The organism is Haladaptatus rarus, from assembly GCF_054177585.1.
In genome coordinates, this window is sequence record NZ_JBPEHG010000004.1 from 33,022 (window position 1) to 58,838 (window position 25,817).

The 25,817-nt window shown below is 61.8% G+C and carries 29 protein-coding genes; 13 read left to right on the forward strand and 16 right to left on the reverse strand.

What is annotated here, in order from left to right; translation table 11 throughout:
• Nucleotide 1: 1 nt before the first annotated feature.
• From ACR3FE_RS11290 to ACR3FE_RS11305, 4 genes are all read right to left on the reverse strand, one after another.
• The gene (locus ACR3FE_RS11290) at nucleotides 2–1,681 is read right to left on the reverse strand and encodes an ABC transporter permease (protein ID WP_458207231.1); all 1,680 of its coding nucleotides are present in this window, start codon (nucleotides 1,679–1,681) and stop codon (nucleotides 2–4) included.
• Complete coding sequence (locus tag ACR3FE_RS11295) at nucleotides 1,682–2,812, reverse strand: thiamine ABC transporter substrate-binding protein (RefSeq protein ID WP_458207232.1); 1,131 nt, start codon at nucleotides 2,810–2,812, stop codon at nucleotides 1,682–1,684. It abuts the gene before it with no gap.
• Nucleotides 2,813–3,051: 239 nt separating this feature from the next.
• Nucleotides 3,052–3,513, reverse strand: coding sequence for a twin-arginine translocation signal domain-containing protein (locus ACR3FE_RS11300; RefSeq protein ID WP_458207233.1), 462 nt, complete (start codon nucleotides 3,511–3,513; stop codon nucleotides 3,052–3,054).
• 322 nt (nucleotides 3,514–3,835) lie between these two features.
• A complete protein-coding gene (locus ACR3FE_RS11305) occupies nucleotides 3,836–4,615 on the reverse strand; it encodes a sulfurtransferase (protein ID WP_458207234.1) in 780 nt (259 codons plus the stop codon).
• Between the two features lie 242 nt (nucleotides 4,616–4,857).
• On the opposite strand from ACR3FE_RS11305, the gene ACR3FE_RS11310 reads away from it, so the two are divergent.
• The 4 genes from ACR3FE_RS11310 (at nucleotide 4,858) to ACR3FE_RS11325 (ending at nucleotide 7,390) form a co-directional block, all read left to right on the forward strand.
• Entirely contained in the window at nucleotides 4,858–5,724 is an 867-nt protein-coding gene (locus ACR3FE_RS11310; protein ID WP_458207235.1) for a sulfurtransferase, read from the forward strand.
• 182 nt (nucleotides 5,725–5,906) lie between these two features.
• On the forward strand, nucleotides 5,907–6,398 hold the full coding sequence (locus tag ACR3FE_RS11315) for an NUDIX hydrolase (protein WP_458207236.1): 492 nt from the start codon (nucleotides 5,907–5,909) through the stop codon (nucleotides 6,396–6,398).
• Nucleotides 6,399–6,452: 54 nt separating this feature from the next.
• Nucleotides 6,453–6,704, forward strand: a complete 252-nt coding sequence (locus tag ACR3FE_RS11320; protein ID WP_458207237.1) for a DUF7511 domain-containing protein — start codon at nucleotides 6,453–6,455, stop codon at nucleotides 6,702–6,704.
• A gap of 59 nt (nucleotides 6,705–6,763) precedes the next feature.
• Nucleotides 6,764–7,390: a rubrerythrin family protein gene (locus tag ACR3FE_RS11325; protein WP_458207238.1), complete on the forward strand. Its 627-nt coding sequence runs from the start codon at nucleotides 6,764–6,766 to the stop codon at nucleotides 7,388–7,390.
• A 44-nt stretch (nucleotides 7,391–7,434) separates the two neighbouring features.
• Here ACR3FE_RS11325 and ACR3FE_RS11330 read toward each other — a convergent pair whose 3' ends face one another.
• Entirely contained in the window at nucleotides 7,435–7,704 is a 270-nt protein-coding gene (locus ACR3FE_RS11330; RefSeq protein ID WP_458207239.1) for a DUF7553 family protein, read from the reverse strand.
• Between the two features lie 132 nt (nucleotides 7,705–7,836).
• Between ACR3FE_RS11330 and ACR3FE_RS11335 the strand changes: the two genes are divergently transcribed.
• Entirely contained in the window at nucleotides 7,837–7,992 is a 156-nt protein-coding gene (locus tag ACR3FE_RS11335; protein WP_458207240.1) for a C2H2-type zinc finger protein, read from the forward strand.
• Nucleotides 7,993–8,138: 146 nt separating this feature from the next.
• Here ACR3FE_RS11335 and ACR3FE_RS11340 read toward each other — a convergent pair whose 3' ends face one another.
• On the reverse strand, nucleotides 8,139–9,383 hold the full coding sequence (locus ACR3FE_RS11340; RefSeq protein ID WP_458207241.1) for an ABC transporter permease: 1,245 nt from the start codon (nucleotides 9,381–9,383) through the stop codon (nucleotides 8,139–8,141).
• A gap of 391 nt (nucleotides 9,384–9,774) precedes the next feature.
• Between ACR3FE_RS11340 and rpiA the strand changes: the two genes are divergently transcribed.
• A complete protein-coding gene (rpiA, locus tag ACR3FE_RS11345) occupies nucleotides 9,775–10,461 on the forward strand; it encodes a ribose-5-phosphate isomerase RpiA (RefSeq protein WP_458207242.1) in 687 nt (228 codons plus the stop codon).
• Between the two features lie 79 nt (nucleotides 10,462–10,540).
• On the opposite strand, the gene ACR3FE_RS11350 is transcribed toward rpiA, so the two are convergent.
• Nucleotides 10,541–10,708 carry a DUF1931 domain-containing protein gene (locus tag ACR3FE_RS11350; protein WP_458185959.1) on the reverse strand — a complete coding sequence of 56 codons (168 nt, stop codon included), beginning with the start codon at nucleotides 10,706–10,708 and terminating at the stop codon, nucleotides 10,541–10,543.
• Nucleotides 10,709–10,879: 171 nt separating this feature from the next.
• Between ACR3FE_RS11350 and larB the strand changes: the two genes are divergently transcribed.
• Nucleotides 10,880–11,647: a nickel pincer cofactor biosynthesis protein LarB gene (larB, locus tag ACR3FE_RS11355; protein ID WP_458207243.1), complete on the forward strand. Its 768-nt coding sequence runs from the start codon at nucleotides 10,880–10,882 to the stop codon at nucleotides 11,645–11,647.
• 808 nt (nucleotides 11,648–12,455) lie between these two features.
• Here larB and ACR3FE_RS11360 read toward each other — a convergent pair.
• The 4 genes from ACR3FE_RS11360 to ACR3FE_RS11375 form a co-directional block, all read right to left on the reverse strand.
• Complete coding sequence (locus tag ACR3FE_RS11360) at nucleotides 12,456–14,576, reverse strand: (Fe-S)-binding protein (protein WP_458207244.1); 2,121 nt, start codon at nucleotides 14,574–14,576, stop codon at nucleotides 12,456–12,458.
• An 87-nt stretch (nucleotides 14,577–14,663) separates the two neighbouring features.
• Entirely contained in the window at nucleotides 14,664–15,371 is a 708-nt protein-coding gene (locus ACR3FE_RS11365) for an energy-coupling factor transporter transmembrane component T family protein (protein WP_458207245.1), read from the reverse strand.
• On the reverse strand, nucleotides 15,368–16,066 hold the full coding sequence (locus tag ACR3FE_RS11370) for an energy-coupling factor ABC transporter ATP-binding protein (RefSeq protein WP_458207246.1): 699 nt from the start codon (nucleotides 16,064–16,066) through the stop codon (nucleotides 15,368–15,370). The genes ACR3FE_RS11365 and ACR3FE_RS11370 overlap by 4 nt, the downstream gene beginning before the upstream one ends.
• Nucleotides 16,063–16,647, reverse strand: coding sequence for a biotin transporter BioY (locus ACR3FE_RS11375; protein WP_458207247.1), 585 nt, complete (start codon nucleotides 16,645–16,647; stop codon nucleotides 16,063–16,065). The genes ACR3FE_RS11370 and ACR3FE_RS11375 overlap by 4 nt, the downstream gene beginning before the upstream one ends.
• 128 nt (nucleotides 16,648–16,775) lie before the next feature.
• Here ACR3FE_RS11375 and ACR3FE_RS11380 point away from each other — a divergent pair, with 128 nt between their 5' ends.
• Nucleotides 16,776–17,372, forward strand: coding sequence for a conditioned medium-induced protein 4 (locus tag ACR3FE_RS11380; protein ID WP_458207248.1), 597 nt, complete (start codon nucleotides 16,776–16,778; stop codon nucleotides 17,370–17,372).
• 234 nt (nucleotides 17,373–17,606) lie between these two features.
• Here the strand turns inward: ACR3FE_RS11380 and ribH are convergent, their stop codons facing one another.
• Together ribH and ACR3FE_RS11390 are read right to left on the reverse strand one after the other, a co-directional pair.
• Nucleotides 17,607–18,023 carry a 6,7-dimethyl-8-ribityllumazine synthase gene (ribH, locus tag ACR3FE_RS11385; RefSeq protein ID WP_458207249.1) on the reverse strand — a complete coding sequence of 139 codons (417 nt, stop codon included), beginning with the start codon at nucleotides 18,021–18,023 and terminating at the stop codon, nucleotides 17,607–17,609.
• 131 nt (nucleotides 18,024–18,154) lie between these two features.
• The gene (locus ACR3FE_RS11390) at nucleotides 18,155–19,546 is read right to left on the reverse strand and encodes a hemolysin family protein (protein WP_458207250.1); all 1,392 of its coding nucleotides are present in this window, start codon (nucleotides 19,544–19,546) and stop codon (nucleotides 18,155–18,157) included.
• Between the two features lie 118 nt (nucleotides 19,547–19,664).
• Between ACR3FE_RS11390 and ACR3FE_RS11395 the strand changes: the two genes are divergently transcribed.
• The 3 genes from ACR3FE_RS11395 to ACR3FE_RS11405 are packed head-to-tail and all read left to right on the forward strand — an operon-like array spanning nucleotide 19,665 to nucleotide 21,091.
• Nucleotides 19,665–19,934, forward strand: a complete 270-nt coding sequence (locus ACR3FE_RS11395; protein ID WP_458207251.1) for a glutathione S-transferase N-terminal domain-containing protein — start codon at nucleotides 19,665–19,667, stop codon at nucleotides 19,932–19,934.
• A complete protein-coding gene (locus ACR3FE_RS11400) occupies nucleotides 19,934–20,446 on the forward strand; it encodes a redoxin domain-containing protein (RefSeq protein WP_458207252.1) in 513 nt (170 codons plus the stop codon). The genes ACR3FE_RS11395 and ACR3FE_RS11400 overlap by 1 nt, the downstream gene beginning before the upstream one ends.
• Before the next feature lie 54 nt (nucleotides 20,447–20,500).
• Nucleotides 20,501–21,091, forward strand: a complete 591-nt coding sequence (locus tag ACR3FE_RS11405) for an L-threonylcarbamoyladenylate synthase (protein WP_458207253.1) — start codon at nucleotides 20,501–20,503, stop codon at nucleotides 21,089–21,091.
• Here ACR3FE_RS11405 and ACR3FE_RS11410 read toward each other — a convergent pair.
• Entirely contained in the window at nucleotides 21,074–21,724 is a 651-nt protein-coding gene (locus tag ACR3FE_RS11410) for a CRISPR-associated protein Cas4 (protein ID WP_458207255.1), read from the reverse strand. The genes ACR3FE_RS11405 and ACR3FE_RS11410 overlap by 18 nt on opposite strands.
• 80 nt (nucleotides 21,725–21,804) lie before the next feature.
• On the opposite strand from ACR3FE_RS11410, the gene ACR3FE_RS11415 reads away from it, so the two are divergent.
• Both ACR3FE_RS11415 and ACR3FE_RS11420 read left to right on the forward strand, forming a co-directional pair.
• On the forward strand, nucleotides 21,805–22,509 hold the full coding sequence (locus ACR3FE_RS11415) for an Sjogren's syndrome/scleroderma autoantigen 1 family protein (protein ID WP_458207256.1): 705 nt from the start codon (nucleotides 21,805–21,807) through the stop codon (nucleotides 22,507–22,509).
• A gap of 24 nt (nucleotides 22,510–22,533) precedes the next feature.
• The gene (locus tag ACR3FE_RS11420; RefSeq protein ID WP_458207258.1) at nucleotides 22,534–22,926 is read left to right on the forward strand and encodes a universal stress protein; all 393 of its coding nucleotides are present in this window, start codon (nucleotides 22,534–22,536) and stop codon (nucleotides 22,924–22,926) included.
• A gap of 10 nt (nucleotides 22,927–22,936) precedes the next feature.
• Here the strand turns inward: ACR3FE_RS11420 and ACR3FE_RS11425 are convergent, their stop codons facing one another.
• Together ACR3FE_RS11425 and ACR3FE_RS11430 are read right to left on the reverse strand one after the other, a co-directional pair.
• Nucleotides 22,937–23,170 carry a hypothetical protein gene (locus ACR3FE_RS11425; protein WP_458207259.1) on the reverse strand — a complete coding sequence of 78 codons (234 nt, stop codon included), beginning with the start codon at nucleotides 23,168–23,170 and terminating at the stop codon, nucleotides 22,937–22,939.
• A 207-nt stretch (nucleotides 23,171–23,377) separates the two neighbouring features.
• Nucleotides 23,378–25,735 carry a DEAD/DEAH box helicase gene (locus ACR3FE_RS11430; protein ID WP_458207260.1) on the reverse strand — a complete coding sequence of 786 codons (2,358 nt, stop codon included), beginning with the start codon at nucleotides 25,733–25,735 and terminating at the stop codon, nucleotides 23,378–23,380.
• Nucleotides 25,736–25,817: the final 82 nt, after the last annotated feature.

Genomic DNA, 25,817 nt, shown 5'->3' on the forward strand with positions numbered 1-25,817 from the left:
ACTAACCATGCTCCCACCTCCCGCCGAGGCGGTCGATGACGACGAAGCTGACCGCGGTGACGACGAGCAGAACGGTTCCCATCGCGGTCGCTGGCCCGAGCGTCCGGTTGCCGAGATAGCGTTCGACTGCGACGGGCATCGTGTAACTGCTACTGCCCGTGGCAAGAATAACTGTCGAGTCGAACTCGCCGATGCTGATGGCAAACGCGAACGCAGCTCCGGCGACGATGCCCGCCGCGACGAGCGGGAGTTCCACGTCCACGAGCGCGCGAGCGCGGGACGCGCCGAGCGCGCGAGCCGATTCGACCATCCGGTGGTCGACTCCCGAAAGCATGGGCGCGACGTTCCGCGTGACGAAGGGATAGGCCGCGACGGCGTGGGCGGCGACGATAGCCAGCGCGCCGCCGACCTGTATTCGTGTGCCAGCGACCGGAATCCCGAAGACCAGTCCTCGGAGCATCCCGAGTCCGACCATCACGCCGCTGACCGCGAGCGGAGCCATCGCCACCGCTTCCATCACGCGACTGCGACTGCCGCGAGCGCGGGAGAGCACGGCGACGACGATCCCCATCGGGAGCGCGATGAACAGGGTACCGAAACCGAAGACGAGTGAGTTGCGAACCGCGACGCCGGGTTTCGTCTGGAAGGATGCGCCGGTCACCTGCCGCGTGACGAGAAATTCGTAGTAACGGAGGGTGAAGCCGTTCGGCCCGGTCACGCTTTCGAGCACCGTGCTGATGAGGGGGCCGGCGAAGACGACGGCGACGACGAAGAGATAGACTGCCACGCCTGCACGTTCGAGTAGCTCCACCGGTTCGCGGTCGGTGGAGAGTAGTCGTTTTCGAGCGAGTGGGCGAGTAGCCCGCGATGCAGCAGCCTGTCTGGCTTCGTAGCGGAGGTAAGCGACGGTCAGCACCAACGAGAGCAGCGTTTCGAGGACGGCGAGCACGGCGGCCTCGGAGTAGTCGAGGTCTCGAACCAGTGCGTAGATCCACACCTCGACGGTCTGGAACTCGAACCCGCCCAGCGCGAGCACGATGGGGAACGACATGAACGTGAAGATGAAGGTGAGAAGCGCTCCAGTGAGGACCGCAGGAAGCAGTTGTGGAGCCAGTACGTCCCGGAACGCTCGAAATCGGCCAGCGCCGAGACTTCGGGCGGTCTCAACCTCGCGGGCGTCCACACTCTCCCACGCAGCGTTCGTGATTCGCGCGACGAGTGGTGCGTTGTAGAAGGCGTGGGCGACGATTATCGCAGGGAGGTTGTAGAGCAGCGAGTACGGCCCGAGACCGACGACGCCGAGAAAGTCGTTGAGCAGGCCGTTCGTCCCGAACATCGCCACGAAACCGATGGCGACGAGGATAGAGGGCATGACGAACGGGAGGATGGTGAGCGAGCGAATCGTCCGTCTGCCGGGGAACTCGTAGCGCGAAAGGACGTAGGCACCCGGCAGCCCGAGGGCGACGCTGGCTATCGTCGAAAGCGCCGCCTGATACGCCGTGAAGCCGAATATCTCGCGGACGTAGAACTGGTCGGTCAACACGTCGAAGAAAGCGTCCGACCCGCCTGCCTCGGCGAAGACGATGGCGACCGGGTAATAGAAGAGGACGACGAGGACGGCGCTGGTCGCGAGTCCGAAGAGGGCGAGTGCGTGTCGTTCGAGCCAGCGGCGAAGGTGCATCTAGTTGCTTGCGATCTTCCGCGCCCACTGGTCGACCCACTCTTCGACGTTGCCTTCGAGGTCGTCGTAGGAGTAGGTGACCGGTTTCTCTGGCGCTTTGGCGTACTTGTCGAACTCCTTTCCGGGGGACGCCCAGTCGGTCGCCGGGAACTGGACGTTGAGCGTCGGGATCTTCGACTGGACGGGTTTCGAGAGCATGAAGTCGAGGAAGGCGTCGGCCAGCTTCGACTGGTCGGTTTCGGCGAACTTCGCCATCCCTTCGGGGTTCGCATAGCCCTGTCCGTTCAGGAAACCGATCTGGTGTTTCTTCATGTCCGCCCCCGAGCGGTGGGCGTACACCTGGTCGGTCGAGTACGAGACGACGATGGGGCGCTCGCCGTTCGAGTAAGCGGTGTAAGCGGCATCCCACGAGCCGAGGATTCGCACGTCGTTCTGTTTCAGTTGCTGCCAGTAGTCGAGGTACTTGTCCGGCCCCATCTGATTGATGGTCCAGAGCAAGAACGCTCGCCCCGTCGCGGCCTGCTGGGCGTTCTCGGTGATGAGCGTGCGCTTGAACTTCGGCTTCGTCAGCGCGTCGAACGTGCCGGGGTCGTCCACCTCGTGGGCGTTGTACACGAGGCTGATGTAGCCGGTGTCGTACGGGATCGCTCGCTGTTTCGGGTCGAACGTCAGGCCATCTTTGACGTGGCCATAGTTCGAGAGCGAGTCGGCGATCGGCGTGAACAGCTTCTTTCCGCCGAGTTTGTCGTCGATGGTGATGAGGTGGTCGACGTTCAGCCCGACGTACACGTCGGTGTCGATGTCGACGCCCTGTGCTTTCCGCTGGATGTAGTAGTTCACCTCGTCCTTGGGCGTTTGCCACTCGAGCGTGGCCTTCGGGAACTCCTTTTCGAACTGCTTTTTGATCCACGGGCCGGGCGACGAACTCGGTGCGTCCACGAACGCACTGTAGGTTGCGACCTTCAGCGTGCCACTCAGTTCGGTCTGTGCGGTCGTCTTAGCCGTGGTTCCGGCGGTGCCGGTCGTCGTCTCAGTGGTGTCGGACTCGGACGAACCTGACGTGCCATCGAGACAACCAGCGAGTCCAGCGAGTGCTGTGCTCCCCGCAGTGAGGAACGTGCGTCGTTTCATTACCGAGTGGTTACAGTGGGTGTTACTTAACGGGCGTGATGTTCGAATCCGGCAGTGGCCACAAGACCAACGAATGGTGTAATCTGTGTCGCGACGTCGTCAGAGATGCGATGATCTTCGAACGTACTGCCGGCGATATGCGATCAGAACGAATCGGAGCGCAGTCGCTCTATCGGGTCTCTCTCACCGAAAAATGATGGGATCGATTTTCGTTATCCGACACGACTTCGAATCAGTCGTTAGTTGTCGCCGCCGCCTCGGAGACTGGTGCTCAGCAGGTTGAGTTCGCTGCTGAAGATGGTGGCATCGCCGGAGAACCGACGACGGTCACCCGAGCTGAGATTAGCCGTTCGCGAGAACACGACCGTCGTGAGCGAAGCGTCCTGCCCGCCGAGGTCGTAGCGGACGACCCAACCGTTGTAGTCGTCAGGCTGGCTGATTTCGGGGACGTCACCGCCACCGGGTCGGCGAAGCAATCGAACGACTGTGGACTGCTCTAGCGCGTTCGTGACGCGGAACGGGATGTTCGGGTGGTAGTCGTACGTGTACACCAGCATCTCAGCACCTTGCTGTGCCGACGCACTCCCCGCACTCCCGAGACCCAGCGCGAGCGCACCCGTCGCGAGTGCGCCTTTCTTCATGAACGACCGTCGTTCTTCCGAGTCGACGTATTCTGTGTCTTGTTGTTCTTTCTCGGTCATTCTCCCCCCTCCTGGGGTGACAGGCTATAGGCCGGAGCTAAAGATAAAGGGGGTTCACCGTTTCGAGCGCCAATGGAAAACTATCATGGTTAGGTTCACACCAGAAACGACCCACGACAACGGGGGTGTTTGCGACGGAAAGCAGTATCTTACGTTACGATCGTCGCTCTGGCAGTATCCGCAGTTACAACCCGGTCTATGGTAGTTACAGAAAGGAAACGACGTCTATCCTGTACTTCGTCAGCAATACGATTTTAGCGAAGCAACTGCGATTAGAAGGGAGCCAGAGGTAGTGGCGAGAGTGCGCCGAAAGCAGGTGTCGTTACGCCGTTTCCAGTTTACCGTCCATTTCAGTCCACTCGGTGAGACTTCCCTCGTAGAAACCGAGGTCGTCGTAACCGAGTCGGGAGAGAACCACGTAGGTGTGACTGATCCGTCGGGCGGTATTACAGTAGAGAACGACCCGCTTTTCGGGCGTGACACCGCTGGATTCGAGGATGGAGCGAAGTTCGTCTCGGGATTTCAACCCGCGAGTCTCGTCGTCGACGAGATCGAGCCAATCGACGTTGACCGCACCGGGCAGGTGGCCCTCGGCGAATTCGGTTGGGTCGCGGGTGTCCACGAGCACCGAATTCGGGTCGGCCATGGCGGCTTCGACCGCTTCACGGCCAACGAGTGGCGAGTCGTCGAGGTCACGAACGCGGTACTCCGTCGGGTCGGGGTCTGGTGCGTTGGTCGTCGTCTCGTGTTCGCGCTGCCACGAACTGAAATCACCGTTCAGCAGGTGCAGATCTTCGTGGCCGTACAATTCCGCAGTGACGAGAAACCGGGCGGCGAACACGCCGTGCATGTCGTCGTAGGCGACGATCGTATCATCTTCGTCGATGCCGACGCTACCGAGCAGGTCGGCCCACGTCTCGGCACCGGGAAGCATCCCAGCATCGTCCGCGTCGGCGGATCGAAACCGCTCGAACGGGATGTTGACCGCACCAGGGAGGTGGCCGATCCCGTCGTACTCCCAGCCGTCGCGCACGTCCACGACGTGAACCTCGTCCAGTCGGTCGGCGAGCCACTCCGCGGAGACCACGACGTTCTCGTGCATCGTTTCGGCGTAGCGACGCCAGTGCCTTAGCACTCCGGGTTCCGTCGAATCCCGCATGCTACCGGAGGTAGCGGAGATTCTTTCCGCATCTTGCGGGGCGAGCGGTCCCAGAGCGGTCGATTCGTGTTGGATAGCTCGACTGGTCGGGTATTTGATGGCGAACCTTGCCGGTACGCTCGACAAAGGGCGGAACCTTCCGGCAGTAAAGACGATATAATCCGGGCGTCAGTATGTAAACGTGCATGAGTGACAGTGACTACGCTAAGGACGTACTCGTCACCGCCGACTGGGTGGAAGACCACCTCGACGAGTTCCAGAGCGACGACGCGGAGTATCGCCTCGTAGAAGTAGACGTTGACACCGAAGCATACGACGACGCCCACGCTCCCGGTGCGATCGGCTTCAACTGGGAGACACAGCTCCAGGATCAGACGAAACGAGACATCCTCGAAAAGGAAGATTTCGAGGAACTGCTAGGCAGTCACGGCATCAGCGAAGATTCGACCGTCGTCCTCTACGGTGACAACTCGAACTGGTTCGCGGCCTACACCTACTGGCAGTTCAAATACTACGGCCACCGCGACGTGCGCCTGCTCGACGGTGGACGCGACTACTGGTTGGAGAACGACTATCCGACGACCGACGAGACGCCGGATTTCCCGGAAGTCGAGTACGACGCCCGTGGCCCCTTCGAGGGCATCCGCGCCTACCGTGACGACGTGGAGAAGGCCATCGACCGCGGGGTTCCCCTCGTGGACGTTCGAAGTCCGGAAGAGTTCAGCGGCGAAGTACTCGCCCCGCCAGGACTGCAGGAGACGGCCCAGCGCGGCGGTCACATCCCCGGCGCATCGAACGTCTCGTGGGCCGCGACGGTCAACCCCGACGGCACGTTCAAGAGCGCCGACGAACTCCGCGACCTCTACGAGAGCGAGGGCGTCACCAACGACCAGGAGGTCGTCGCCTACTGCCGCATCGGTGAACGCTCCTCTATCGCGTGGTTCGCGCTCTCGGAACTGCTCGGCTACGACAACGTCGTGAACTACGACGGGTCGTGGACCGAGTGGGGTAATCTGGTGGACGCGCCCATCGAGACTGGTACCGGAAAGTAACCGCGGAGTGGCCGTACGGACACGACTCCGTGCTTTTCGGTAGCACCGGGGACGGAAAGTAAGCCTGAAGGGGTCGAGAAGGCCCGAAATCGGTTTTTCGCCAGCAGAGAGGCGGAATCTCGTTCTCATATTTATGATATAGTATCGACAGAATGACGGTTCACGACACTACGACTGCACGTATGAGTCGGGACAGATTTCGCACGGTCGTGAAGGGGTTGATAACACACGATGGAGAGGTGCTTATCGGTCAGAAAGAAGAAACGCCGGGCCACCCGATCAGTGGAGAGTGGCATCTTCTCGGGGGGCACGTCGAGTACGGTGAAGACATCGAAACCGCCGCGAAGCGGGAGATCGAAGAGGAGACCGGACTCGACGTGGAAGTGAAAGCGCTCGTCGATGTCATGACCTTCCCGTGGGGTCACGACGTCGAGAAGAACAGCATCCAGGTGCTCTATCACTGTGAAGCAGACACCAGGGATGCAGTCGCCCTCGACGACCTCCAGGCAGTTCGATGGGTCGCTCCCGAATCGCTCACAGACCACCTCTTCGACGGTGACGCCGAACGAGTGGCGACGAGGCGGTGGCAAGCAGAGTACGTCGAACGGCTCGGTCGAGAACGTCCGCCTACGAAATCGGCCGACAGAAATCCAGATCGGAAGAGCAGTACATAGCTCTCCAGAGAACTACTAGCAGTGATTATTGAGACGAAGCCGAATCTCTATATCGTGGCATCCACTGATCCGCACGAGAACTCGACGACCGGCTGTTTCGACACCTTCCGCGAACCGACCGAGCCGCCCGAACCGAAGCCGAGTGCCAGCCAGTCACAGTACGAACTGACGTCGGTCGTCGTCGAGTACGATGGCCGACCGGACAGATGTACGATCTACTCGGCAGACGCCGACCGCCTCGAACGAATGGCCAGTTGGATAACCACTGATGCTGACACCTTCGTCTCTCTGGACGAGATGCACTGATCGGGTCCATTTTTTCCGAGGTCGGAGAATACAAGCAGTGCGCGACTGTACGAGGGAGTATGGATTCGGACGAATTCGTCGATGCCGTCCGCAAAGCGAACGAAACCGCCCTCTCGCGCCTCGGTTCTTCGAAGTCGCTGTACGCCGCGACGGGCGGCGAGATGGAACCCGATGAAGTGTTTCGCGCCGCCGCGGACGCCGAGCACGCCGCCCATCGAACGTTCGAGCAGTGGGCCGATGAAGAAGACGACGTGGAAGCGAGCAAGGTGTTCGCCCGGATCGCGGACACCGAGGCGGAACACTACGAGACGGTGTCCGCGAGGGTAGACGACCACGACCCAAGCGAGACGCCCGCTCTTCACGAGTATCTTCGCGGATTGGACGACACGCGCGCACGCCTCGGCGGGTTCGTCGGTCGCACGCTGGCGAGCGAGAAGTCGAAATCGCAACTGACGGGGTTCTTCACTGGGCAGGCCGACCCGCAGACGGCGCAGTTGTTCCGCGACCTGAAAGGCGACCTCGGCGACCAGTTAGAGCAGACGCTCGACGTGCTCGCCGACACCTGCGACTCCGACGACGATTGGGAAAAAGCGAAAGAAGCCGCCAGTGGTGCGATCCAGGCTGCCTACGAAGAGTACACCGAATCGCTGGAATCGATGGGCGTCAATCCGAAACCTGTGTGCTAGGCGTTTCGATTTCAGAGTGATGTCGTCTGCTCAGGGTACCGGCGTCATACCCCACTCACGGTCTCGCGGTGGGCCTTGACGTGGTCGTAGGCACTGTCGATTCGCTCGGCAGTCTCGTCGTCCACCTCGGTTTTCAGTTCCGAGAGCCCGTGCATGATTCGGTCGAGTCGGCCGTGATCAGGGCCGTGGTCGGCCTCGGCGAGGCTGCGAAGCGTTTCGGCCTGTGCTTCGAGACGGTCTTTCGTCTCACCCGACACGTCCGCACTGGCTTGTTTCAGTTCCTCTGCCGCTTGTACCAGTTGCTCACGTGGCATAGGCGAGGATACGAGACGGAGGGAGATAGTGCTATGGGCGGTACGAAAGCGGTCGGGCAACGGGACGATTTCAGGGAGATGCAAGGGCAAAACCGTCGATGAGTTTTACCGGTCTCCGAGCGTTCTAGTCGCATGGCTCGAAAACGACACCATCGCTGTAACCTCTGTGGCCGTGATTTCGAACGCGGGGACGAGCTGCGGGAACACGTAGAGCGGCGACACCCCAAGGCTGACCCCCATTGGTGGGTCGTCGTCGAGGAGCCGGGCGTCCTTCCGTTCGAAGACTGACTCGGGCACGACACTCGACCGAGCGTCGCGGGAAGCGCAGGGAAATAGAAACCCCCCCTTCCCCACTGAATGCGGGGGGCAACCGCATCCAACGTGATGTGAGAAGTGTAGTCTCCTGTAACTGTGGCTCCGAACGTCCAGCTTTTTTATTCGTACCTGAGCGCGTCGATCGGGTCGGTGCGGGCCGCACTCCACGCCGGATAGAGGCCTGCGACCACGCCGACGAGAACACCGACACCCACAGCGATGGCGAACCACTCCAGTGGGAAGACGAGCGACACGTCGATGTAGCCCGCGACGAGGTACGCCGCGCCGACACCGACCGGCGTTCCCACGAGCGCGCCGAGCAGCCCCAGCAAGACGGCCTCCACGAGGAACAACTGGATGACGTCGCGTTTCTGCGCGCCGACGGCTTTCATGATGCCGATCTCCTTCGTGCGCTCGGTGACGCTGACGAGCATGATGTTGGCGATGCCGATAGAACCGACGACGAGCGAGATGACGGCGATCCCAGTGACGAAGCCGGTCAGCGTGTTGAGCAGGTCCTGTACCTGCTGGAGCAGTTCTTCGTTCGTCCGGGCGCTGAACTCGTAATCCGTCGGCGTGAGCGACGCGGCGTCCGAATCGTTTCGGAGGTACGCGAGCATTCTGTCACGAGTCGGTTCGACCGCGTCGGGGTTGGTCGTGACGACCGTCATGAGCGGGTAGACGCGCTGATTCTCGCCTTCCATCTGGATGGTCGTCTCGTAGAATGGGGCGGGCGGAGCGTAGATACGCGGTTGGGAGGCGAAGCCCTCGAACGGCCCCTGGCTCGCCGAGCCGTTCAGGATGCCGACGACGGTGGCGTTCGTGGCAGAGCCGTTCACCCGGAGGATCGAGATCGAGTCGCCGACCGAGACGTTCTGCTCGAACTGAGTCGCAGCCGCCGTGTTCAGGACGACTTCGCCCGCGCCCGATTCGAAGGCGCGGCCCGATTCGAACTCGGCACCGGCGAAGTACGCGGGGGTGATGGCGACCACCTCGTTTCGAGCGACGGTGTCGTTTCCGTAGCGCAATCCGGTGGTCGGGACGGTACCACGCGGGATGACGGTCTCGACGCCGTCGATGCCGGAGATGTGGTCGATATCGCGCTGGGTGAACACGGGCTGTGCGCCCGCACCGGGTGCGCCACCGCCACCACCCTGGGTGTCCGGACCAGCCCAGACGTAGATCTGCTGGGCCTCCTCACCACCGACGTCGCCGATGATGCTCGCCTGCACGCTCGCGCCGAGTGTTGCAAGCGCGATGACCGCCGCGACGCCGATGATGACGCCGAGGGTCGTCAGCGACGAGCGGAGCTTGTGGCTCCGGATGGAGCGCCAACTCATGCTGAAGGTCTGGCGGGCGTCCATCAGCCGAACTCCCGATGCCTCTCGCAATCGCTCACGGTCGTGTGGCGGCCAGCAGTCATACGGACTGGAACGGAGCAAACGCACAAAACCCTGCCGCCGAACGAAACGGGTACCGTAATAGCGTCGTTCCGGTGGATGAGCGATTGTTATCGAGTTGCGCCAGAAAACCCCCGGTCGCTCGCGTCGCTCACGAAGACCTCGCACGACTTCGGCGGCGGCTCGGACGTCCGCTCGCGGTTGCACCGCACTCGAGGTTTCGGAGAAACCTCGGGTCCCTCGCCGCCACGCCAGCGCGCGCCGACAGCAAGCGTGTTAGATCCCTCTCGAAATCCATCTCCGTCCATCCGTGCTAGCAAGCTTTTTTCCGAGCCACGCAAGAATCCACCCACATATGAAAACGACGGGTGGAAGCGACGAGGCAAAGCGAAACGCTGGCGAGAGCGCGGCGGAAGCGGTCGAGGACGGGATGGTGGTCGGACTGGGCACGGGGAGCACGGCGGCCCATGCGATTCGAGCCATCGGCCGCAAGGTCGACGCTGGACTCGACGTGCAGGGTGTTCCGACCTCGTTCCAATCGCGGCAGTTGGCCCGCGACGAAGGAATCCCACTGGTCGATCTCGACTCGGTGTCGGCTATCGACCTCGCTATCGACGGGGCAGACCAGTTCGCCGGGCCACACCTCATCAAGGGCGGCGGAGCGGCGCACGCCCGCGAGAAGGTGGTCGATGGGGCTGCGAACCGGTTTCTCGTCGTCGCCGATCCGAGCAAGGCGGCGGAGCGGCTGAGCCACCCGGTTCCGGTGGAGGTGCTTCCAGCGGCGCGAACCACGGTCGCCGACGACGTGTGCGTACTGGGCGGCGACCCCACACTGCGCGAGGCGGCGCACAAGGACGGCCCGGTCGTGACCGATAACGGGAACCTCGTCCTCGACTGTGCGTTCGGCGAGATCTACTCACCCGGCGAGCTGGCAGGTGATCTCGCTTCGATTCCGGGCGTGGTGGAACACGGACTGTTCGTCGGGATGGCAGACGAGATCCACGTCGGCACCGACGACGGCGTCGACGTTCAGCGACTGTAGCGGTTCGCCGCCAGAGATCCTCTATCTCGCCGACAGCTGTCGCTCGTGGGGCGAAAAATAATGAAAGGAAGTGTCTTATTTACAGGTCGCGCGGCTGGACCGTCTTCCGGTCGTTTTCCTCGGCACGTCGGGCGGCGTCGTCAAGGAGGCCAGCGACTTCTTCGTCGAGTGCGTCGTAGAAGTCCGACGCAACGTTTTTGTCGTCGAGCGCTTCCTTCACAGCGGCTTTGACAATAAGGTCTGCCATACAAGTTCGACGTTCCGCATCCCAGTTAATAAAGCTTCCCAAATTCTTCGGCGAACGGCCACGTTTCGAAGAATCTCTCCTACTCTGTCGCCCTCGCCAAAAGATTTAAGTGGAGAAGAAACGAGGGGCCGAGCCGACAGACCGGAGTAGGAGGGACACAGAAGGTCGAATATGCGCGAATTACTCGAAGCGGTCGCAGACGGCAGTTTAAGCGTCTCTGAAGCAGAAGCGAAGATTTCGGGCTACGCAACCAGTGAGGCCGGGAGATTCGATGCCGCGCGCGAGACGCGCCGCGGCGTCCCGGAGGCGGTGCTCTGCGACGGCAAGACACCGGAGGAAGTAGCCGCGCTCGCGACGACCGCAGTGGAGACGGCGGGGCGCGCGCTGGTCACGCGGGCAGACCACGAGCAGGTTGAGGCCGTCCGCGCACGTCTCGCGGACGAGCATCCGGACGCGAACGTGCGAACGCGCGAACGCGCGAACATCCTCGTCGCGCACGCAGCGGCGTTCGAACCGCCCGAACTCGATGCCACGGTCGGTATCGTCAGCGCGGGGACGAGCGACGCCATCCCCGCCGGAGAGGCCGCCATCGTCGCTGCAGAGATGGGGGCGACCGTCGAGGAACTCCACGACGTCGGTGTTGCGTCACTGGTGCGCGTGCTGGACGAGGTGGACGCCCTCCGCGCTGTAGACGTGCTCGTCGTCGCCGCTGGACGCGAGGGCGCGCTTCCGACCGTCGTCGCCGGACTGGTGAACACCCCCGTCATCGGACTCCCGGTGTCGAACGGCTACGGCCACGCCAGCGGGGGCGAAGCCGCGTTGTCGGGGATGTTGCAGTCCTGTACCGTCCTCTCGACCGTGAACATCGACGCCGGATTCGTCGCCGGAGCGCAGGCCGGGCTGATAGCCCGTGCGATCGACGCGGCGACGACGGAGTGAAAGAGATTTCTACTGATATGTACTGTTTTCTACTGGAATGTGCTTCAGGAATTTCGTAGGCCGGGAGCCAACCAACCGCTTTCCGGTCGCGCAGTGCGTGCGACTGCGCCAGCAGTCGGCGAAGGCGCACGCCACCGGGGAGGGACGGGGCCGCGAGGACGGGCGGCCCCGGCGGGTCGGGCCGCCCGTCCGCATGCGGTGGCGGTATGTTATATAATTGCAGGCGAGAAAACCTACGACTTCAGTCGTGGGATGAATCGCCGTCATCGGTTTCAAACGCCAAAATCGAAAGAATCGAGTGCCCACACTGTGTCTCTGTGATTGTCGTTGCGACGGACTCCCGTCGTGATTGACTGTCCGAAAACTGGCAGTTGATTCGGTATTTGCCTTACCAAATAAGTAAGCCCTCGGACACGCAGACCGACACGAAACAATCAGGTACCTTCGAGTCCTTCACAGGATAGGAGTAACGGGGGCGTGGCACTCTCATCGGCGTGTCGGGTCGTAAACCCGAGGTTCCCAAACCAGCGCAAACGGGCGTGGAAAGCCCACGACGTTAGTCGTGTGAGGATGTCACCCGAGTGACTCCTGCGGTGCGGTTGCGGTGTTTTGCCCTAGAAACTCCTGCTGTACGGCTGCGGCGTTGACCTTAGCGACTCCTGCGGTCGCGGTCTTGTATCCAAGCACCTTCTGCGGGTACGGTGTTGCCTCTCGCGTTAGCAGCGAACTCGGTGGTAGTGATTCCAACACGAAGTAGCCGAGACACCACAACAGAGAAATCGGGGTCGTAGAGAGATCGTGGTCGGAGTTACGCTGACACTTTGATGCGCTCTTCGGCACCCAACGCCTCGACGACCAACTCAGCAACATCCACGATCTCGATCTCGTCCTCGAAATCACCGGTCTTCCGCCCGTCTTCGTACATCGTCATGCACATCGGGCAGGCGACGACGAACTTCTCGACTGCATTCGCGGCGTCGGTGTCCTCCAGTGCCTCCCGGATACGCTCTTCGCTCGGCTTGGGGTCTTCTTCGAAGTCCATCCAGAGGCCGCCACCGCCGCCGCCACAGCAGAACGAGTTGGCGCGGTTACGCGGCATCTCGTCCAGCGTACAGCCGGTCGCGCGGACGATCTCACGCGGAGCTTCGTACTCGTCGTTGTAGCGCCCGAGGTGACACGGATCGTGATAGGTGACGGTGTAATCGAGTTCGGTACCCGACAGTCCCATCTGGCCCGACTGGAACAGTTCTTCGACGACCTGCGTGTAGTGGTAGACGGGGGCGTCGAACTCCTCGACCATCTCCGGATACTCGTTTTTGAACGTGTTGTAGCTGTGCGGGTCGGTACAGACGATCTTGTCGAAATCGCACTCCTCGAAGGCAGCGACGTTGTCCTCGACCAGCATCTCGTACAGCCCTTCCTCACCGACGCGGCGCACGTCGTTGCCGTCGTTGCGCTCGTCCTCGTAGAGGATACCGTAGGAGACGCCCGTCTCGTGGAAGATAGTCGCCAACGAGCGCGCGACCCGGCGGTTGCGCTCGTCGTAGGACGGATAATCGCCCACGTACCAGAGGAACTCCACGTCCTCGTCGCGGGCGTCCGGAATCTCGAAGTCGAGTTCGTCCGTCCAGTCCGGGCGCTTGCGCTCGGGGTCGCCGAAGGCGTTCCCATTCTGGAAGACGTTCATCATCGCGTCCTGGACGTTGGCGTCCATCTGGCCGGACTCGGTGAGCCGACGGTTCATCTCGGTGAAGGAGGTGAGATGCTCGATGTCGACCGGACAGGCGTCCATGCAGGCCATGCAGGCCATGCAGGACTCCATCGTCTCGCTGTCGATGACGCTCGCCCCACCGTCGGCGATGATGGGCTTCTCGTCCGTCTGGCCTGCATCGAGGTTCTCACGGTACTGTTTCAGGTCGAGGATCACGTCGCGCGGATCGAGTGGTCGACCGGATGCCTTCGCGGGGCAGACCGACGAACAGCGACCGCACTTCGTGCAGGCGTCCTGGTCGAGGAGTTGTCGCCACGAGAAATCGTCGATGCTACTCGCACCGATCTCGTCGGGGCTGGCGTCTGCCGGAACACCGGGGAGACGCTTGCCAGCCTTCTCGTCGTACGTGACGACGTTGGCGAACGACGAGAGCATGTGGAACGGCTTGGCGTAGGGGATCGACGCGACGAAGACGAGCGCCAAGAGCGCGTGCGACCACCACGTCACCGGATACCACGCGGTCGCCATCGCGGGTGTGACGCCAGCGATCTCGAGCACGTCCTTGACGAACCAGCCGACGAAGCTGACCGTCTCGAAGTCCTGGGCACCGGTTCCGAGGATTCGGAACCCTTCCGTGATGTAGCCGCCGACGCCGAGCAGGAACAGCGTCCAGATGAACAGGTCGTCCTCCAGACTCGTGTGTTTACCCCAGAGACGGTGATTGCGCACCCAGTAGCGCCGGTAGATGGCCATGCCGACGCCGACGACGAACAGCAGGCCCATCGCGTCCATCACCAGCGAATAGGCGAGATAGAAGTCGCCGACGAAGAACGATTGCTCGTTGCCGAGCACGTAGTGGGTAAACTTCCGATAGCCGTCCATGTCGATTGCGAGGATGGTCGTCCCGATGAGCAGGGTCAGAAAGCCCCAGAGGATGAACGAGTGCATCAACCCGCCGTAGAGGTCGCGGTTGAACTGCTTCTCGTTCGAGATGACGACTTTCGCCGCGCGCACGATTCGCCCCGGCAGGTCGTCGAGTCGGTCGAACCAGTCGTCGCCTCCCTGCGTAAAGCGTTCGAACCGGCCGTAAACGCCGTACAGGAACACGACGACGGCCACCGCGGCGAGGTAGTAGAACACCGCCTCACCGAGCAGTCCGATTTTCCAGAACGTCGGGCGCGTGACACCCGTCGCCTGCGAAAGCACGAAGTTTGCCATGTTTTATCAGGTGGAGACGAGTCGCTTAAGTCTTACTTCCCATCCATCTCCGCGCTGTCGTGCGAGAATACAAAACTTGTTGGGAGTTTATGTGAATCCCCACCCCAGTATCACCAGTGCGAGAGAAGCGACCGGGACGTCCCACCGTGAAACCGACAGCGGGGGAAGGGTTGGATTCCACGCAAAACAACGAGCGCGGAGTGCGAGCGAGAAGCGGTCTGCTCGGTCGAACGCGCGCGCCAGTCCGATAGCACCGATGAGTTGCATCCGCTCCGAGAGCGGTCGTTCCGAGCCGAGCCGGGCAGCCATCGACTGCCGAATCGACCGTAGATCGGCCTGTAAGACCGGCAGGAACCGGAAGACGAACGCGACACCCATCCCCAGAAACTGGCCCGGTCGCCCCGGTACCGCCCACTGGATCGCCGCGCGCGACTCCCGGATCGGGGTCGTGCGGACGTAGGCCGCGCTGACACAGAGCACGAGGTAGACGCGATAGCTCGCCAGAAGGGGGGCGACCGCCTCCGCGGGGACGACCCACGGAGGGCCGAACGACAGCGCCGCGAACAACGGCCCACCGAGCAGAAACGGGAAGACGTACCGGAACTCCCGAAGAATCCAGCGCGGCGACGTAGCGGCTCCCACGAGCACCAACACCACCAGTCCGGTCGACACGGCGAGTCCACGAGGCGTCGTGTGTGCGAAGGCGGCGACCGCGAATCCGGCCTGAAAGAGTAGTTTCACCCGTGGGTCGACGCGCTCGGCGAGCGACCCAGTTGGTCGATAGGAGAGCGTCATGGCACTCGCACCCCGAGTTCGCTGAGTTCGTCCTCGCTCTCCCCCGGTGAGCCATCGACCGCGATTCGACCATCAGAGAGTGCGACTACCCGATCCGCGAGCGACCACACGTCTCGGAGGTCGTGAGTGACGACCACGACACCTGTTCCCTCAGCCGAAAGGGTAGCGAGGTGCTCGACGACCGACTCACGGGCTGGCGCGTCCAATCCGGTGAACGGTTCGTCCAACACAAGGTGGGCTGGCTCCATTGCCAGTGCGCCCGCAATGGCGACCCGCTGGCACTCGCCGCCGGAGAGGGTTCCGATTCGCGCATCGCGGCGATCTGCCATCCCGACCGCGGACAGGGCCACCTCGACTCGGCGGTCGATCACGTCGTGCGAAAGACCGAGGTTCTCCGGGCCGAAGGCGACGTCCCCGCCGACAGTCGCGGAGACGAAGGTGTCGCGCGGATGCTGGAACACCATCCCGACGCGCGTTCGTGCGGCCACGAGGTCGTCTTCGACCGGCACGTCGTCGACCAGAACTTGCCCCTCGTCCGGCGTCAGCAGTCCGTTGAAATGCCGGACGAGCGTCGTCTTTCCGCTTCCGTTCGGACCGGTGAGGACGACGAACTCACTGTCGGGGATGGTGAGCGAGATACCGTCCAGGACGACCGACTGGCCGAATCGGTGGACGAGGTTCCGCGTCGCTATCATTCGGCGGTGACGCGGTCACTCCTTACGATACCGACCGCGGCGGCGATCTTGACAGCCTCGAAGGGGATGAACGCCAGCGCCGAGAGTGCGAAGGCTTCGGTGAGCGCGTAGTTGCCGACGAGCGAGAAGCCGACGGTACCGAAGGCGTAGATGACGGCAGTTCCGGCGACCATCCCCGCGACCAGTCGAGGGATTCCCGCAGATTTCGGGTCACGGAGTGTTAGACCGCCGTGGACGATCGCGCCGATGACGAACGCGGCGACGGGGTACGAGAGCAGATAGCCGCCCGTCAGGCCGACCAGTTCGACGAATCCGGCAGAGCCGCCTGCGAAGACCGGCGCGCCGACAGCACCCGCGACGAGGTAGAGGACGAGCGAGGCGCTCCCCCACAGCGGCCCGAGGAAGAGCCCGGCGAGGAAGACGCCGAGCACTTGCAGTGTGACCGGAATCGCAGGAGCGAGTGGGTTGGGAAACGACACCTGTGCGAACGCGCCGACAATGGCCGCGAACAGCGCGGTACGAGCGACGTTTCCGACGGTCTGTTCACCGACCAGTTCGACCGAACTCGTTTCGGTTGACATGGCGAATCGTCGCTCGTCAACCAGTATGATAGCTTCGGTTGACGGTCTTGGTTCGTCGGATCACAGCATGGAAAATTTTAGCGCCCGCCCAACAGGTTTTTATAGGATTCAGACGTCACAAACGCGCCATGGATAAGAAAACGGAGGAACTTCGTGACATCTTCATGGATGTGACGGACGAAGCGACGGTTACGGAAGCGCAGGAGGAGACACACGGGTCGCTCGGGTCGGAGGAGAAGGTGGACGAACGACTGCGCGACGTCATCGAGGATATGCGCGAGCGCTACGAGTTCGACACCTCGCTCTCCACGGAGGAACTGGTGACAGTCGTCCGGCGGTTCTATGCCGGGGACGAGGACGACGAGATCGCCAGCGAACTCGACGCGAGTGAGGACACCGTCGCCCGATCGCGGATCGATCTCCATCTCTTCCGGCGGTCGGAAACCGACGTCCCGTTCGATATCAGAACTTTCCGCGCACTTCTCGCAGACGATACCCCTCTCTCTGACTGTGCAGCCGAACTCGATATCAGCGAATCGACAGCCCGACGCTACCAGCACATCGTCGAAGCGAGAGACGAAGCGCGGACGGCCAACCAGCAGTTCACCAACGAGTTCGAGAATATCCTCCACGACCGCGAGCTCTCCGACCGGATGGCACAGGATATCCAGCAGGATGGACTGGACGACGCAACCGAAGGGATGGAGACGAACGTTTCATTCTAAATTACCTCTTTCTGCGGTCGGGTGCCGAGTCGCTCGGGCGAGCGACTCGGCCTGCCTCCCTGTAAAAAGCTCGACCAAAAGCACTCCTCACCCCCTCAGTCGCGTCTTCGACGCTCCTTCGAGGGATTCGTCGGCCCGGAAAATCGAAGATTTTCCGGAGAGTAAGCTGGCCTCTGGCGGTTGTGTCGCCGGGCGATTTTTCGGCGGTTGTGTCGCCGGCCACAGCGCGGTGATTCAGTTAGCGTCCCCCGGAAGCGCGTCGAGTATATCGAGGGCGCTGTTCATGGCATTCGCTCCGTATTCGATTCGTTCGTCCGCCGCTGCCCGGCTCATACCAGGGCCGACCACCCCGAACGTCACGGGAACATCACGCTCTAAGCTCACGTCGGCGAGTTTTCGTGCTGCGGCGTGCGCGACGACTCGATCGTGATTCGTGTCGCCTTCGATAATGGCACCTAAAACGACGACCGCATCGATTGTATCCCGCCTGGCGAGCTTATCCACCGGAAGTGGTGTATCGTAGACACCTGGAACGGTGATGACCTCGGCGATCGTTGCACCCCGACTGTCAGCATACTCCCTGGCTCGTCGTTCCATCCCCTCCGCGATTTCCACGTAGAAGTCGGCAACTACTACTCCGATTTCGGGCATAGAACAGGTTGTCGAATAGAATCACGTAATTGCAATGGTTCACAGATATGTGATACCAGGGACTGGACGTAACGACGATGGATAGGCACTGACGGCGTCCCACGAAGACAAATGATCGAGCGCCGTGACGACTATTCGACGCCGGACTCGACACCCTCTTCGATCGCGTTTGCTTCGACCTCGTCGTCGTTCAAGCGCGTGATGCGGGCTTTCATGATACGGGTGTTCTCGACCTGTTCGACGTGGAGGCGAACACCGTCGTATTCGATGTCCTCGCCTTCCTCGACGAGCCTGCCCGCGCGGTTGAAGATGAATCCAGCGATGGTCTCGAACTCCTCGCCCTCGGGGAGGTCGATGTCCATCGCTTCGTTCACCTCGTCGATGTTGAGTTCGCCGCGGACGATGACCGTGTCGTCGTCCACGTACTCGATGGGCTCTTCTTCCTCGCCTTCGAGGATATCGCCGACGATCTCTTCGACCATGTCCTCCATGGTGATGAGCCCCTCCGTCGTCCCGAACTCGTCGATGACGATGACCATCTGCATCCGGTTTTCTCGCATCTCGGTGAGCAGTTCGTCCACGTTCTTGCTCTCGGGGACGTGAAGCGTAGGCTGGATGAGGTCGCCGAGCTTGAGACCGTCGCCCCCTTCGCCGTAGTTCTTCTCGCGCACGAGGTCACGCACCGTGACGATACCGATGACGTTGTCCAGACTGCCCTCGTACACCGGCACGCGCTCGTGGCCCGCCTGAACGAGCGTCTCGATGGCTTCGTCGATACCCGCGTCCTGGGGGACAGCGGTCATGTCGAGGCGGGGGGTCATCACCTCCTTAGCGATGGTGTTGTTGAATCGGAAGATTCTGTCGAGCATCTCGCGCTCGTCCTCCTCGATGACGCCCTCGCGCTCACCCGTCTGAATCATGTCCTGAATCTCGTCGCGCGTGACGTACGACGTCTCGATCGCCGACCGGCCGCCGGTGACGCGGTTGACGATCCGAGTGAGGTAATCGAAGAGGACGACGAGTGGGAGCAGGACGTACTCGGAGTATTTGAGCGGTTTGGCGATTCGAAGCGACCACGATTCTGAGTTCTCGACGGCGTACGATTTCGGCGCGCTCTCGCCGAACAGCAAGACGAGTGCGGTGATGCCGAAGGTGGCAACTGCGACCGCCGTGCTCTGCGAGTAGCCGGCGTACACGAGCAGTCCCGTCGAAATCGAGGACATGGCGATGTTGACGATGTTGTTGCCCACGAGAATCGTGATGAGCAATCGATGCGGGTCGTCTTTGAGCGCCGCGACGGTATCGGCACCCGCAACACCGTCTTCGACCAGCGCCTCAACGCGGTGTTGAGCGAGCGAGAACATCGCAATCTCCGAAGACGAGAAGAACGCCGACAATCCGATAAGGATGGTGATAACGGCGGCACCGCTCCACAAAATAATCGAGTCGGAGAGTTGGAAGCCAAACACACTATCGAGTGGAGCAGTCTGCGCGAGGACGACTAGTATCGGAGAGAGTGTCATTCAATGACCCATCTTGAGCATCAGCGGGATTAACTCTTTATTCTTTTGCTGAGGAGACATTACGGGTGAAACTGCCGCGAGCGAAGCCCTTACAGGCGTTTCTACCCAAAAGACGGATATGAGTGCCGAAACAGCAGCTCCACCCATCACCCTGTACCGACTGCAGGCCTGCCCGTTCTGTGAGCGTGTGGTTCGGAAATTACAGGAATATGACCTTTCGTACCAGTCACGGTTCATCGAACCGATGCATTCGGAGCGGAACGTCGTCAAGCGCATCAGCGGAAAGCGAACCGTTCCCGCCATCGTCGACGAGAACACGGGTGTGACGATGAGCGAGAGCGCGAACATCGTGGAGTACCTCGAAAACACGTACGGGAGAGGCGAATAATGGTGGACTTCGACGTGGTCGAACTCGGTGACGCCGACCACCCCGAAGTGGGAGAGACGGCACCGGACTTCACTCGTCCGCTCGTCGACGATGAGTTCTGGGAAGACGTGTCGCTGTCCGACGTGACCGCTGATGGCCCGACGTTACTCGTCTTCCACAGCATGGACGGCGGATTCCCTGCGACCTACATCTGGAACGAACTCCGGGAGCGCGCGTGGGACGACGACCACGATCTGCAGATCGTCGGCCTCTCGATCTCGACGCCCTACGAGCACAAGACGCTCATCGAAGAGCGCGGGATAGCATACCGACTGTTCAGCGACCCCGCAAACGAGGTCGCGGAACAATACGGCATTAGCAACGATCTGGACGGGATGGCGGGCATCAGCGAACCCCGACCAGCCGTCTTCCTCCTGGACGAAGACCGAACCGTCGAGTACGCGTGGGTCGCGACGGAGTGGCCCGAGTTCCCCGATTACGACGAGATCGAGCGCGCCATCGAAGAGCGATAAGCCCGACCGTCCGAGGACGCTACGCTTTTTTCGCCGGATGGCCGAACAGTTGCCATGGACGACCTCGAACGAGCAGTGGCGGCGGTCCAGGACGGGAACCTCGTCGTCTACCCGACCGAGACGGTGTACGGTCTCGGCGCAGACGCGCTCGATCCGGACGCCATCCGAAGCGTGTTCGACGCGAAACGACGGGCGCGCGAGAAACCCATCTCGCTCGCCGTCCCGGACGTAGAGTCGGCACTCCCCTACGTCCGCCCGACGGAGCGCGAACGCGAGTTCATGCAGCAGTTTCTCCCCGGCCCCGTGACTGTTCTCTGTGAGAAGCGGGAGCCGGTTCCGGACGTCCTTACCGCTGGCCGAGCGCGCGTGGGCGTCCGGATTCCCGACCACCCGGTCGCGCTGGAATTCCTTCGACGCGTCGCTCCCACGCCGGTCACCAGCACGAGCGCGAACGTGAGCGGGCGAGCGAGCGTGACGCGCGTGGACGACCTCGACACCGAGGTCAGAGACGCGGCGTCGGTCGTGCTCGACGACGGAGAGACGGGGGGAACCGCGAGCACCGTCGTGAACGTCGAACGCGGCGAGATACTCCGACGAGGGTCGGACGCTGACGAGATCGAGGTGTGGCTAGCCGCCGAGAAGTGACCGAAGTGAACGAGATTTCACGCCGCACTCGGCCCGGTACTCGCAGGCGTCGCACTTGGACTCGTTTTTCGATCGCGGTGGCGGCCCGTCGATCGCGCGAGTGGTTCTGACGGTGCGGCGATAGGCGGCTTTCCGCCGGATAGTAAGCTGAATCTCACGGACGACCCCGTAGGCAGGATATTCGACGAACGCGCGTTCGACCGCCTGTTCGTGTTCCCACGAGAGGGCTTTCGCTGCCGCGACCGTCCGGACAGTTTGAGGCCCCCAGACGCCTTGTTCGGGTGGCGTTCCGGTGAACACCATCGATGGGACGGGGGTTTCGAGATCGAGCACCTTGTGAACGATACCACGGCAGTCCTTTCCTTCGACCAGTCGTTCGCGGTCGGCGGGGGCGACCAGTTCCGACCACGCGTCGAGTTGTGTCGCCCGTCCGAGATTCGACCGGAACTGAGCGGGAGAGATGGCGAGTGGACGATCTGTGATGTCCTCGTCGAGAAGCGCCTCGTACTCGAACGCGAGTTGCCGCCGTTCGGCAACGAGGTCGGGAACGTCGATGTCGTCCCGGCGCAGGTAGTAGAGCTTCCGCGGGCAGTATGCGGCGGTTTCGAGTTCACTGAAGGGTATCTTCGACACGGCGGTTCTGGTCGCGGGGTCGTATATAAACCTCCGGGCTGAGGGAAAGCGGCAAGAGTCTGGACAGTCTCTGGTCGCACATGAGCGACTTCGATAAGGAAGCTGAGCGGGAGAAACTCCGCCAGCAGTACGAGAAGGACAAGGAGGAGCGACAGGCGACACAGCGAATGAGCGAGCTGCTGTTGCAAGGCGCGACGATGACGGGAAAACACTGCGACACCTGTGGCGACCCTATCTTCCGATACGACGGAACCGAGTTCTGTCCGACGTGCCAGCAGGAGACGAACACGGGGACGACCGCAGAGAGCGCCTCCGGGGACATACCGACTGAAGAAACTGCCGCCGGCGCAGCATCTGCTGATGGACCATCTGCCGACGCAACATCCGCCGATGCAGCATCTGCCAACACAACACCCGCCGACGGAGCGACCGAGATCGAAGTCGAGCAGTCCGGTTCCAACCCGGAGACGAACACGCAGTCGGACGAATCCGGTCAGCCACCGACACCGCCGCGACAGCCTCGGCGTGCGCCATCGAGCCAGTCAGAAGCGGCACGCGGTCGGAGTCGAGAACCCCACCAGGCGGGAGCACAGGCCGATGCTCGGCGAGACGAGTTCGGAGACACGGGTGATCTCACCGGAGCTCGGAACGCACTGCGCCGGAAACTGACGCGGCTCGCGCGCGAAGCGGAGGAGACGGACGACGTAGGATACGCACGGGAACTGCTGAGCGCGACACGCGAAGCAGCAGAGGCACTGGCGGCACTCGAACGGGCGAAACGTTAAGCCCGAACCAACCAACCACCTGTCATGGACGTACTCGTCCCTATCGACGGTTCGGAGTGTAGTTCTCGCGCACTTCAGTTCGCTGTGACGTTCGCCCAGGAATTCGACGCGACGCTCCACGTCGTTCACTTCTCCAACGAACAGACCGACGCGACCGACGAGATCCTCTCACGCGCCCGTGAAGTGGTCGAGTCGGAAGGCGTCGATGCGGATGTGAAACTCTGGACCGATATGCAACTGGAGTTCCGACCCGCAGACCGCGTCGGTGAGAACATCCTCGAACTGGTGAACACGAACGGATACGACCACGTCATCATGGGTCATCAGGGGTCAGGAACCATCGAACGAGCGATACTCGGAAGCGCCGCCGAAACCATCGTCCGTGCAGAAGCGGTTCCAGTGACTATCGTTCCGTAAAGAAAAGCGACTACAGTCGGGTCGAACGCTTGTTCACGTACCACGGCTGGTCGAACCAATCGAGCACGTAGCCGAGATCGGGGTCGAACTCCGAGGGGAAGCGGTTATCCGGAACGTGGTGCTGTGGCTTGCCGTACAGTTCCTTCTCGGGCGTCTGTCCGCTCGTTTCGTGCTGTGGGGTTCCGTACAACTCTTCGATATCCCGCCCGTCGTCGTCATCCTTTTCTCGGAATCGGATCAGCATGGGTTTACTCTCATCCGGGTAAATGGACGGGAGGCATTTAATGTGGCGCGACCGTTCACGCTGTTCATACCCCAGTATTCGGCCCGTTCTCTGGACAATGAACTGTGTTAAGCCGGCATGACCGAGAAAACGAGTGATGGAAAATGGCGTCGTAAGAGATGTCGAAGCCATCCAGTCACACCGAAACCGTCGCCTGGAAACTACCCCTTACGGCTCGTACTCGCTGGCGACGACCTCACGGATGCGGTCGGCGGTCACCTCGCCGACTCCCTGCGTTTCCATAAGTTCGTCTTTCGATGCGGTCATGACTGCTTGAACCGATTCGAACTGCTCCAGCAGCGAGCGAGCGGTGACGGGGCCGATGTCGGCGATGGAAGCGACGACGTACTCCTGTTGTTCCGGAAGCGTCTTCGCGTGTTTGTCGCCGTGAACCGAAACCTCGCGCTTGCTCACCTCCTGTTCGCGCGTGGCGATGACTTCGAGCAGGTCGGCGGTGTCGTTCTCGTCTTCCGTTCTGAGAATACTCGCACCGAAATCGACCGCGAGTGACGCGATCGCGCCCCGAATCGCGTTCGGGTGGACGTTCCGCTGTTCGTACAGCCCTTCACCCTCGATGATGACGACCGGTCGGGCGTAGTGGCGGTTCATATCACCCACCTGCTCGAACACGGAGCGGTCGCCACCGACCAGCGTGTCGAGGAAGTCACTCACCGATTTTCGCTCCACGACGACCCGGTCGCTCAACACGTAATCACCGACCGCGAGCGTTTCGAGGCGCACGTCGACCCCGTCTCGTGCCGAGAGGTCACGGGCGATGTTCGCGTCGAGTTCGCGCTGGTCGGCGACGATCTCGACGCTCTCGCCGTTCTCGCGTCTCCGGGCAGTTGCGACCACGCCGTCCAACTCGTCCGTACTACGGCCTTCCGTCTCGAACTCCTGAAGACCGTGGTTCACTTCGGACGTTTCGCCGTCGCCGCCGAAATCGCCGAGCGTCTGCTGCGAGTCGTCGAGTTCCTCTTCGACTTCCGCGGCGACGCCTTTCAGCTTCCGCAGTTCTTCTTCCATCTCGTCCTCCCGGCGCTTCGAGATCCAGAAGTACGCCTCGTCACGGGTGTCTTCGGCGAGCAAGACGACGACCTGGCCCTGTGCCTGCCGACCAGTCCGACCCTTGCGCTGGATCGAGCGCACTGCGGTCGGGACGGGTTCGTAAAAGAGCACCAGATCGACTTCGGGCACGTCCAGACCCTCTTCCGCGACGGAGGTAGACACCAGCACCTCGAACTCGCCAGCGCGGAAGTTGTCCAACACCTCCTGCTGTTGTTTCTGGGTCATCCCGTCGCTCCCCTCCTTATCCCCCTGTCCGACGAACCGCCGGGCGTCGAAGTGCTGGCCGAAGAACTCGGTCAGCGTCTCCGCCGTGTCCCGCGATTCGGTGAAGACGATAATCCGTTGCCCACCGTCGACGAGCGTCTGCGCGACGTAGGTGTGTGCCTTCCGGAACTTGGGGTGACGGTCGTCGAACTGAACCGCTTTCCGCATCGCTTCCTGTACTTTCGGCTCGGACACCATCCGCTGGCTGGCCTTCGACGCGCCGGACGACCGGGCGGAGTTGCGCTGGCGTTCGAAGTACCGGCGAAGGGATTCGACACTCTGCGTCTCGGCGAGTTCGACCGCCCGCCGGAGTTTCATCACCTCCGCGTGGGCGGACATCCCCTTGTATCCTTCCGACTGGTCGTTGTCGATGAGTTTCTGCAACTCACCGCGAACCTTGTTCAGATCCTTCTGGGAGATGTCTGGGCGCGTCGTGTTGACGACGCCGAGTTGCTTCAGGCGCTCCAACCGGTCGGAGATGACCTCGTTCAATGCGTCTCGGATCTCGATGATCTCGTCCGGGAGTTGGACGCGAACCCACTCGACTTCGGTGTCGTGCGTGTAGGTCGAAACGTCGCTGTCTTCCTCGGTCATCACCTCGACTTCGTGAAGACCGAGGTTCTCACACACCTCCAGGATCGATTCCTTGTCACCGCCCGGTGACGCACTCATCCCGGTGACGAGCGGGTCGTGAGCGTCCGCGTGGTACCGTTCTGCGATGTAGTTGTACGCGTAGTCGCCGGTCGCGCGGTGACACTCGTCGAAGGTGATGTGCGTGACCGGCCCGAGATCGATTCGACCGCCCACCAGATCGTTCTCCACGACCTGCGGCGTGGCGATGATGACCGTCGACGACTCCCACAGCTTCGACCGTTCGTCGGGACGCACCTCCCCAGTGAACACGACGATCTCCTCGTCCGGAACGGAGAGCGCCTCCCGATAGAAATCCGCGTGCTGGTTGACCAGCGGTTTCGTCGGCGCGAGCAGGAGCGATTTGCCACCGACCTCGTTCAGTCGCTCCGCCGTGACCAGTAGACTGACCGTCGTCTTCCCCAGCCCCGTCGGAAGACAGACGAGCGTGTGATGATTGCGTGCAGTGCCTGCGAGTTGAATCTGATAGAGTCGCCGCTCGATGAACTGCGGCGCGAGATAGGGATGTTCCACGTAGCTCTGTTCCGTGTCCGTGGTCGCCATTCGTCGTAGGGTTTCGTCGTCATCCCGTTAAAGGGTTCGTGTGGCGGGGTGAAAGTGAACGGTGAAGGTTTGTATCGGAGGA

Bases quoted from the DNA above. Each gene is read 5' to 3' on its own strand.
- ACR3FE_RS11425 (WP_458207259.1), bottom strand. From the start codon at position 23,170: ATGCTGATCCGATTCCGAGAAAAGGATGACGACGACGGGCGGGATATC.
- ACR3FE_RS11370 (WP_458207246.1), bottom strand. From the start codon at position 16,066: ATGATAGCGACGCGGAACCTCGTCCACCGATTCGGCCAGTCGGTCGTC.
- ACR3FE_RS11290 (WP_458207231.1), bottom strand. From the start codon at position 1,681: ATGCACCTTCGCCGCTGGCTCGAACGACACGCACTCGCCCTCTTCGGA.
- ACR3FE_RS11420 (WP_458207258.1), top strand. From the start codon at position 22,534: ATGGACGTACTCGTCCCTATCGACGGTTCGGAGTGTAGTTCTCGCGCA.
- ACR3FE_RS11315 (WP_458207236.1), top strand. From the start codon at position 5,907: ATGAGTCGGGACAGATTTCGCACGGTCGTGAAGGGGTTGATAACACAC.
- ACR3FE_RS11380 (WP_458207248.1), top strand. From the start codon at position 16,776: ATGGATAAGAAAACGGAGGAACTTCGTGACATCTTCATGGATGTGACG.
- larB (WP_458207243.1), top strand. From the start codon at position 10,880: ATGCGCGAATTACTCGAAGCGGTCGCAGACGGCAGTTTAAGCGTCTCT.
- ACR3FE_RS11365 (WP_458207245.1), bottom strand. From the start codon at position 15,371: ATGACGCTCTCCTATCGACCAACTGGGTCGCTCGCCGAGCGCGTCGAC.
- ACR3FE_RS11400 (WP_458207252.1), top strand. From the start codon at position 19,934: ATGGTGGACTTCGACGTGGTCGAACTCGGTGACGCCGACCACCCCGAA.
- ribH (WP_458207249.1), bottom strand. From the start codon at position 18,023: ATGCCCGAAATCGGAGTAGTAGTTGCCGACTTCTACGTGGAAATCGCG.
- ACR3FE_RS11325 (WP_458207238.1), top strand. From the start codon at position 6,764: ATGGATTCGGACGAATTCGTCGATGCCGTCCGCAAAGCGAACGAAACC.
- ACR3FE_RS11300 (WP_458207233.1), bottom strand. From the start codon at position 3,513: ATGACCGAGAAAGAACAACAAGACACAGAATACGTCGACTCGGAAGAA.
- ACR3FE_RS11340 (WP_458207241.1), bottom strand. From the start codon at position 9,383: ATGGACGCCCGCCAGACCTTCAGCATGAGTTGGCGCTCCATCCGGAGC.
- ACR3FE_RS11415 (WP_458207256.1), top strand. From the start codon at position 21,805: ATGAGCGACTTCGATAAGGAAGCTGAGCGGGAGAAACTCCGCCAGCAG.
- ACR3FE_RS11430 (WP_458207260.1), bottom strand. From the start codon at position 25,735: ATGGCGACCACGGACACGGAACAGAGCTACGTGGAACATCCCTATCTC.
- ACR3FE_RS11350 (WP_458185959.1), bottom strand. From the start codon at position 10,708: ATGGCAGACCTTATTGTCAAAGCCGCTGTGAAGGAAGCGCTCGACGAC.
- ACR3FE_RS11375 (WP_458207247.1), bottom strand. From the start codon at position 16,647: ATGTCAACCGAAACGAGTTCGGTCGAACTGGTCGGTGAACAGACCGTC.
- ACR3FE_RS11335 (WP_458207240.1), top strand. From the start codon at position 7,837: ATGGCTCGAAAACGACACCATCGCTGTAACCTCTGTGGCCGTGATTTC.
- ACR3FE_RS11310 (WP_458207235.1), top strand. From the start codon at position 4,858: ATGAGTGACAGTGACTACGCTAAGGACGTACTCGTCACCGCCGACTGG.
- ACR3FE_RS11330 (WP_458207239.1), bottom strand. From the start codon at position 7,704: ATGCCACGTGAGCAACTGGTACAAGCGGCAGAGGAACTGAAACAAGCC.
- ACR3FE_RS11390 (WP_458207250.1), bottom strand. From the start codon at position 19,546: ATGACACTCTCTCCGATACTAGTCGTCCTCGCGCAGACTGCTCCACTC.
- ACR3FE_RS11305 (WP_458207234.1), bottom strand. From the start codon at position 4,615: ATGCACGAGAACGTCGTGGTCTCCGCGGAGTGGCTCGCCGACCGACTG.
- ACR3FE_RS11395 (WP_458207251.1), top strand. From the start codon at position 19,665: ATGAGTGCCGAAACAGCAGCTCCACCCATCACCCTGTACCGACTGCAG.
- ACR3FE_RS11360 (WP_458207244.1), bottom strand. From the start codon at position 14,576: ATGGCAAACTTCGTGCTTTCGCAGGCGACGGGTGTCACGCGCCCGACG.
- ACR3FE_RS11405 (WP_458207253.1), top strand. From the start codon at position 20,501: ATGGACGACCTCGAACGAGCAGTGGCGGCGGTCCAGGACGGGAACCTC.
- ACR3FE_RS11295 (WP_458207232.1), bottom strand. From the start codon at position 2,812: ATGAAACGACGCACGTTCCTCACTGCGGGGAGCACAGCACTCGCTGGA.
- rpiA (WP_458207242.1), top strand. From the start codon at position 9,775: ATGAAAACGACGGGTGGAAGCGACGAGGCAAAGCGAAACGCTGGCGAG.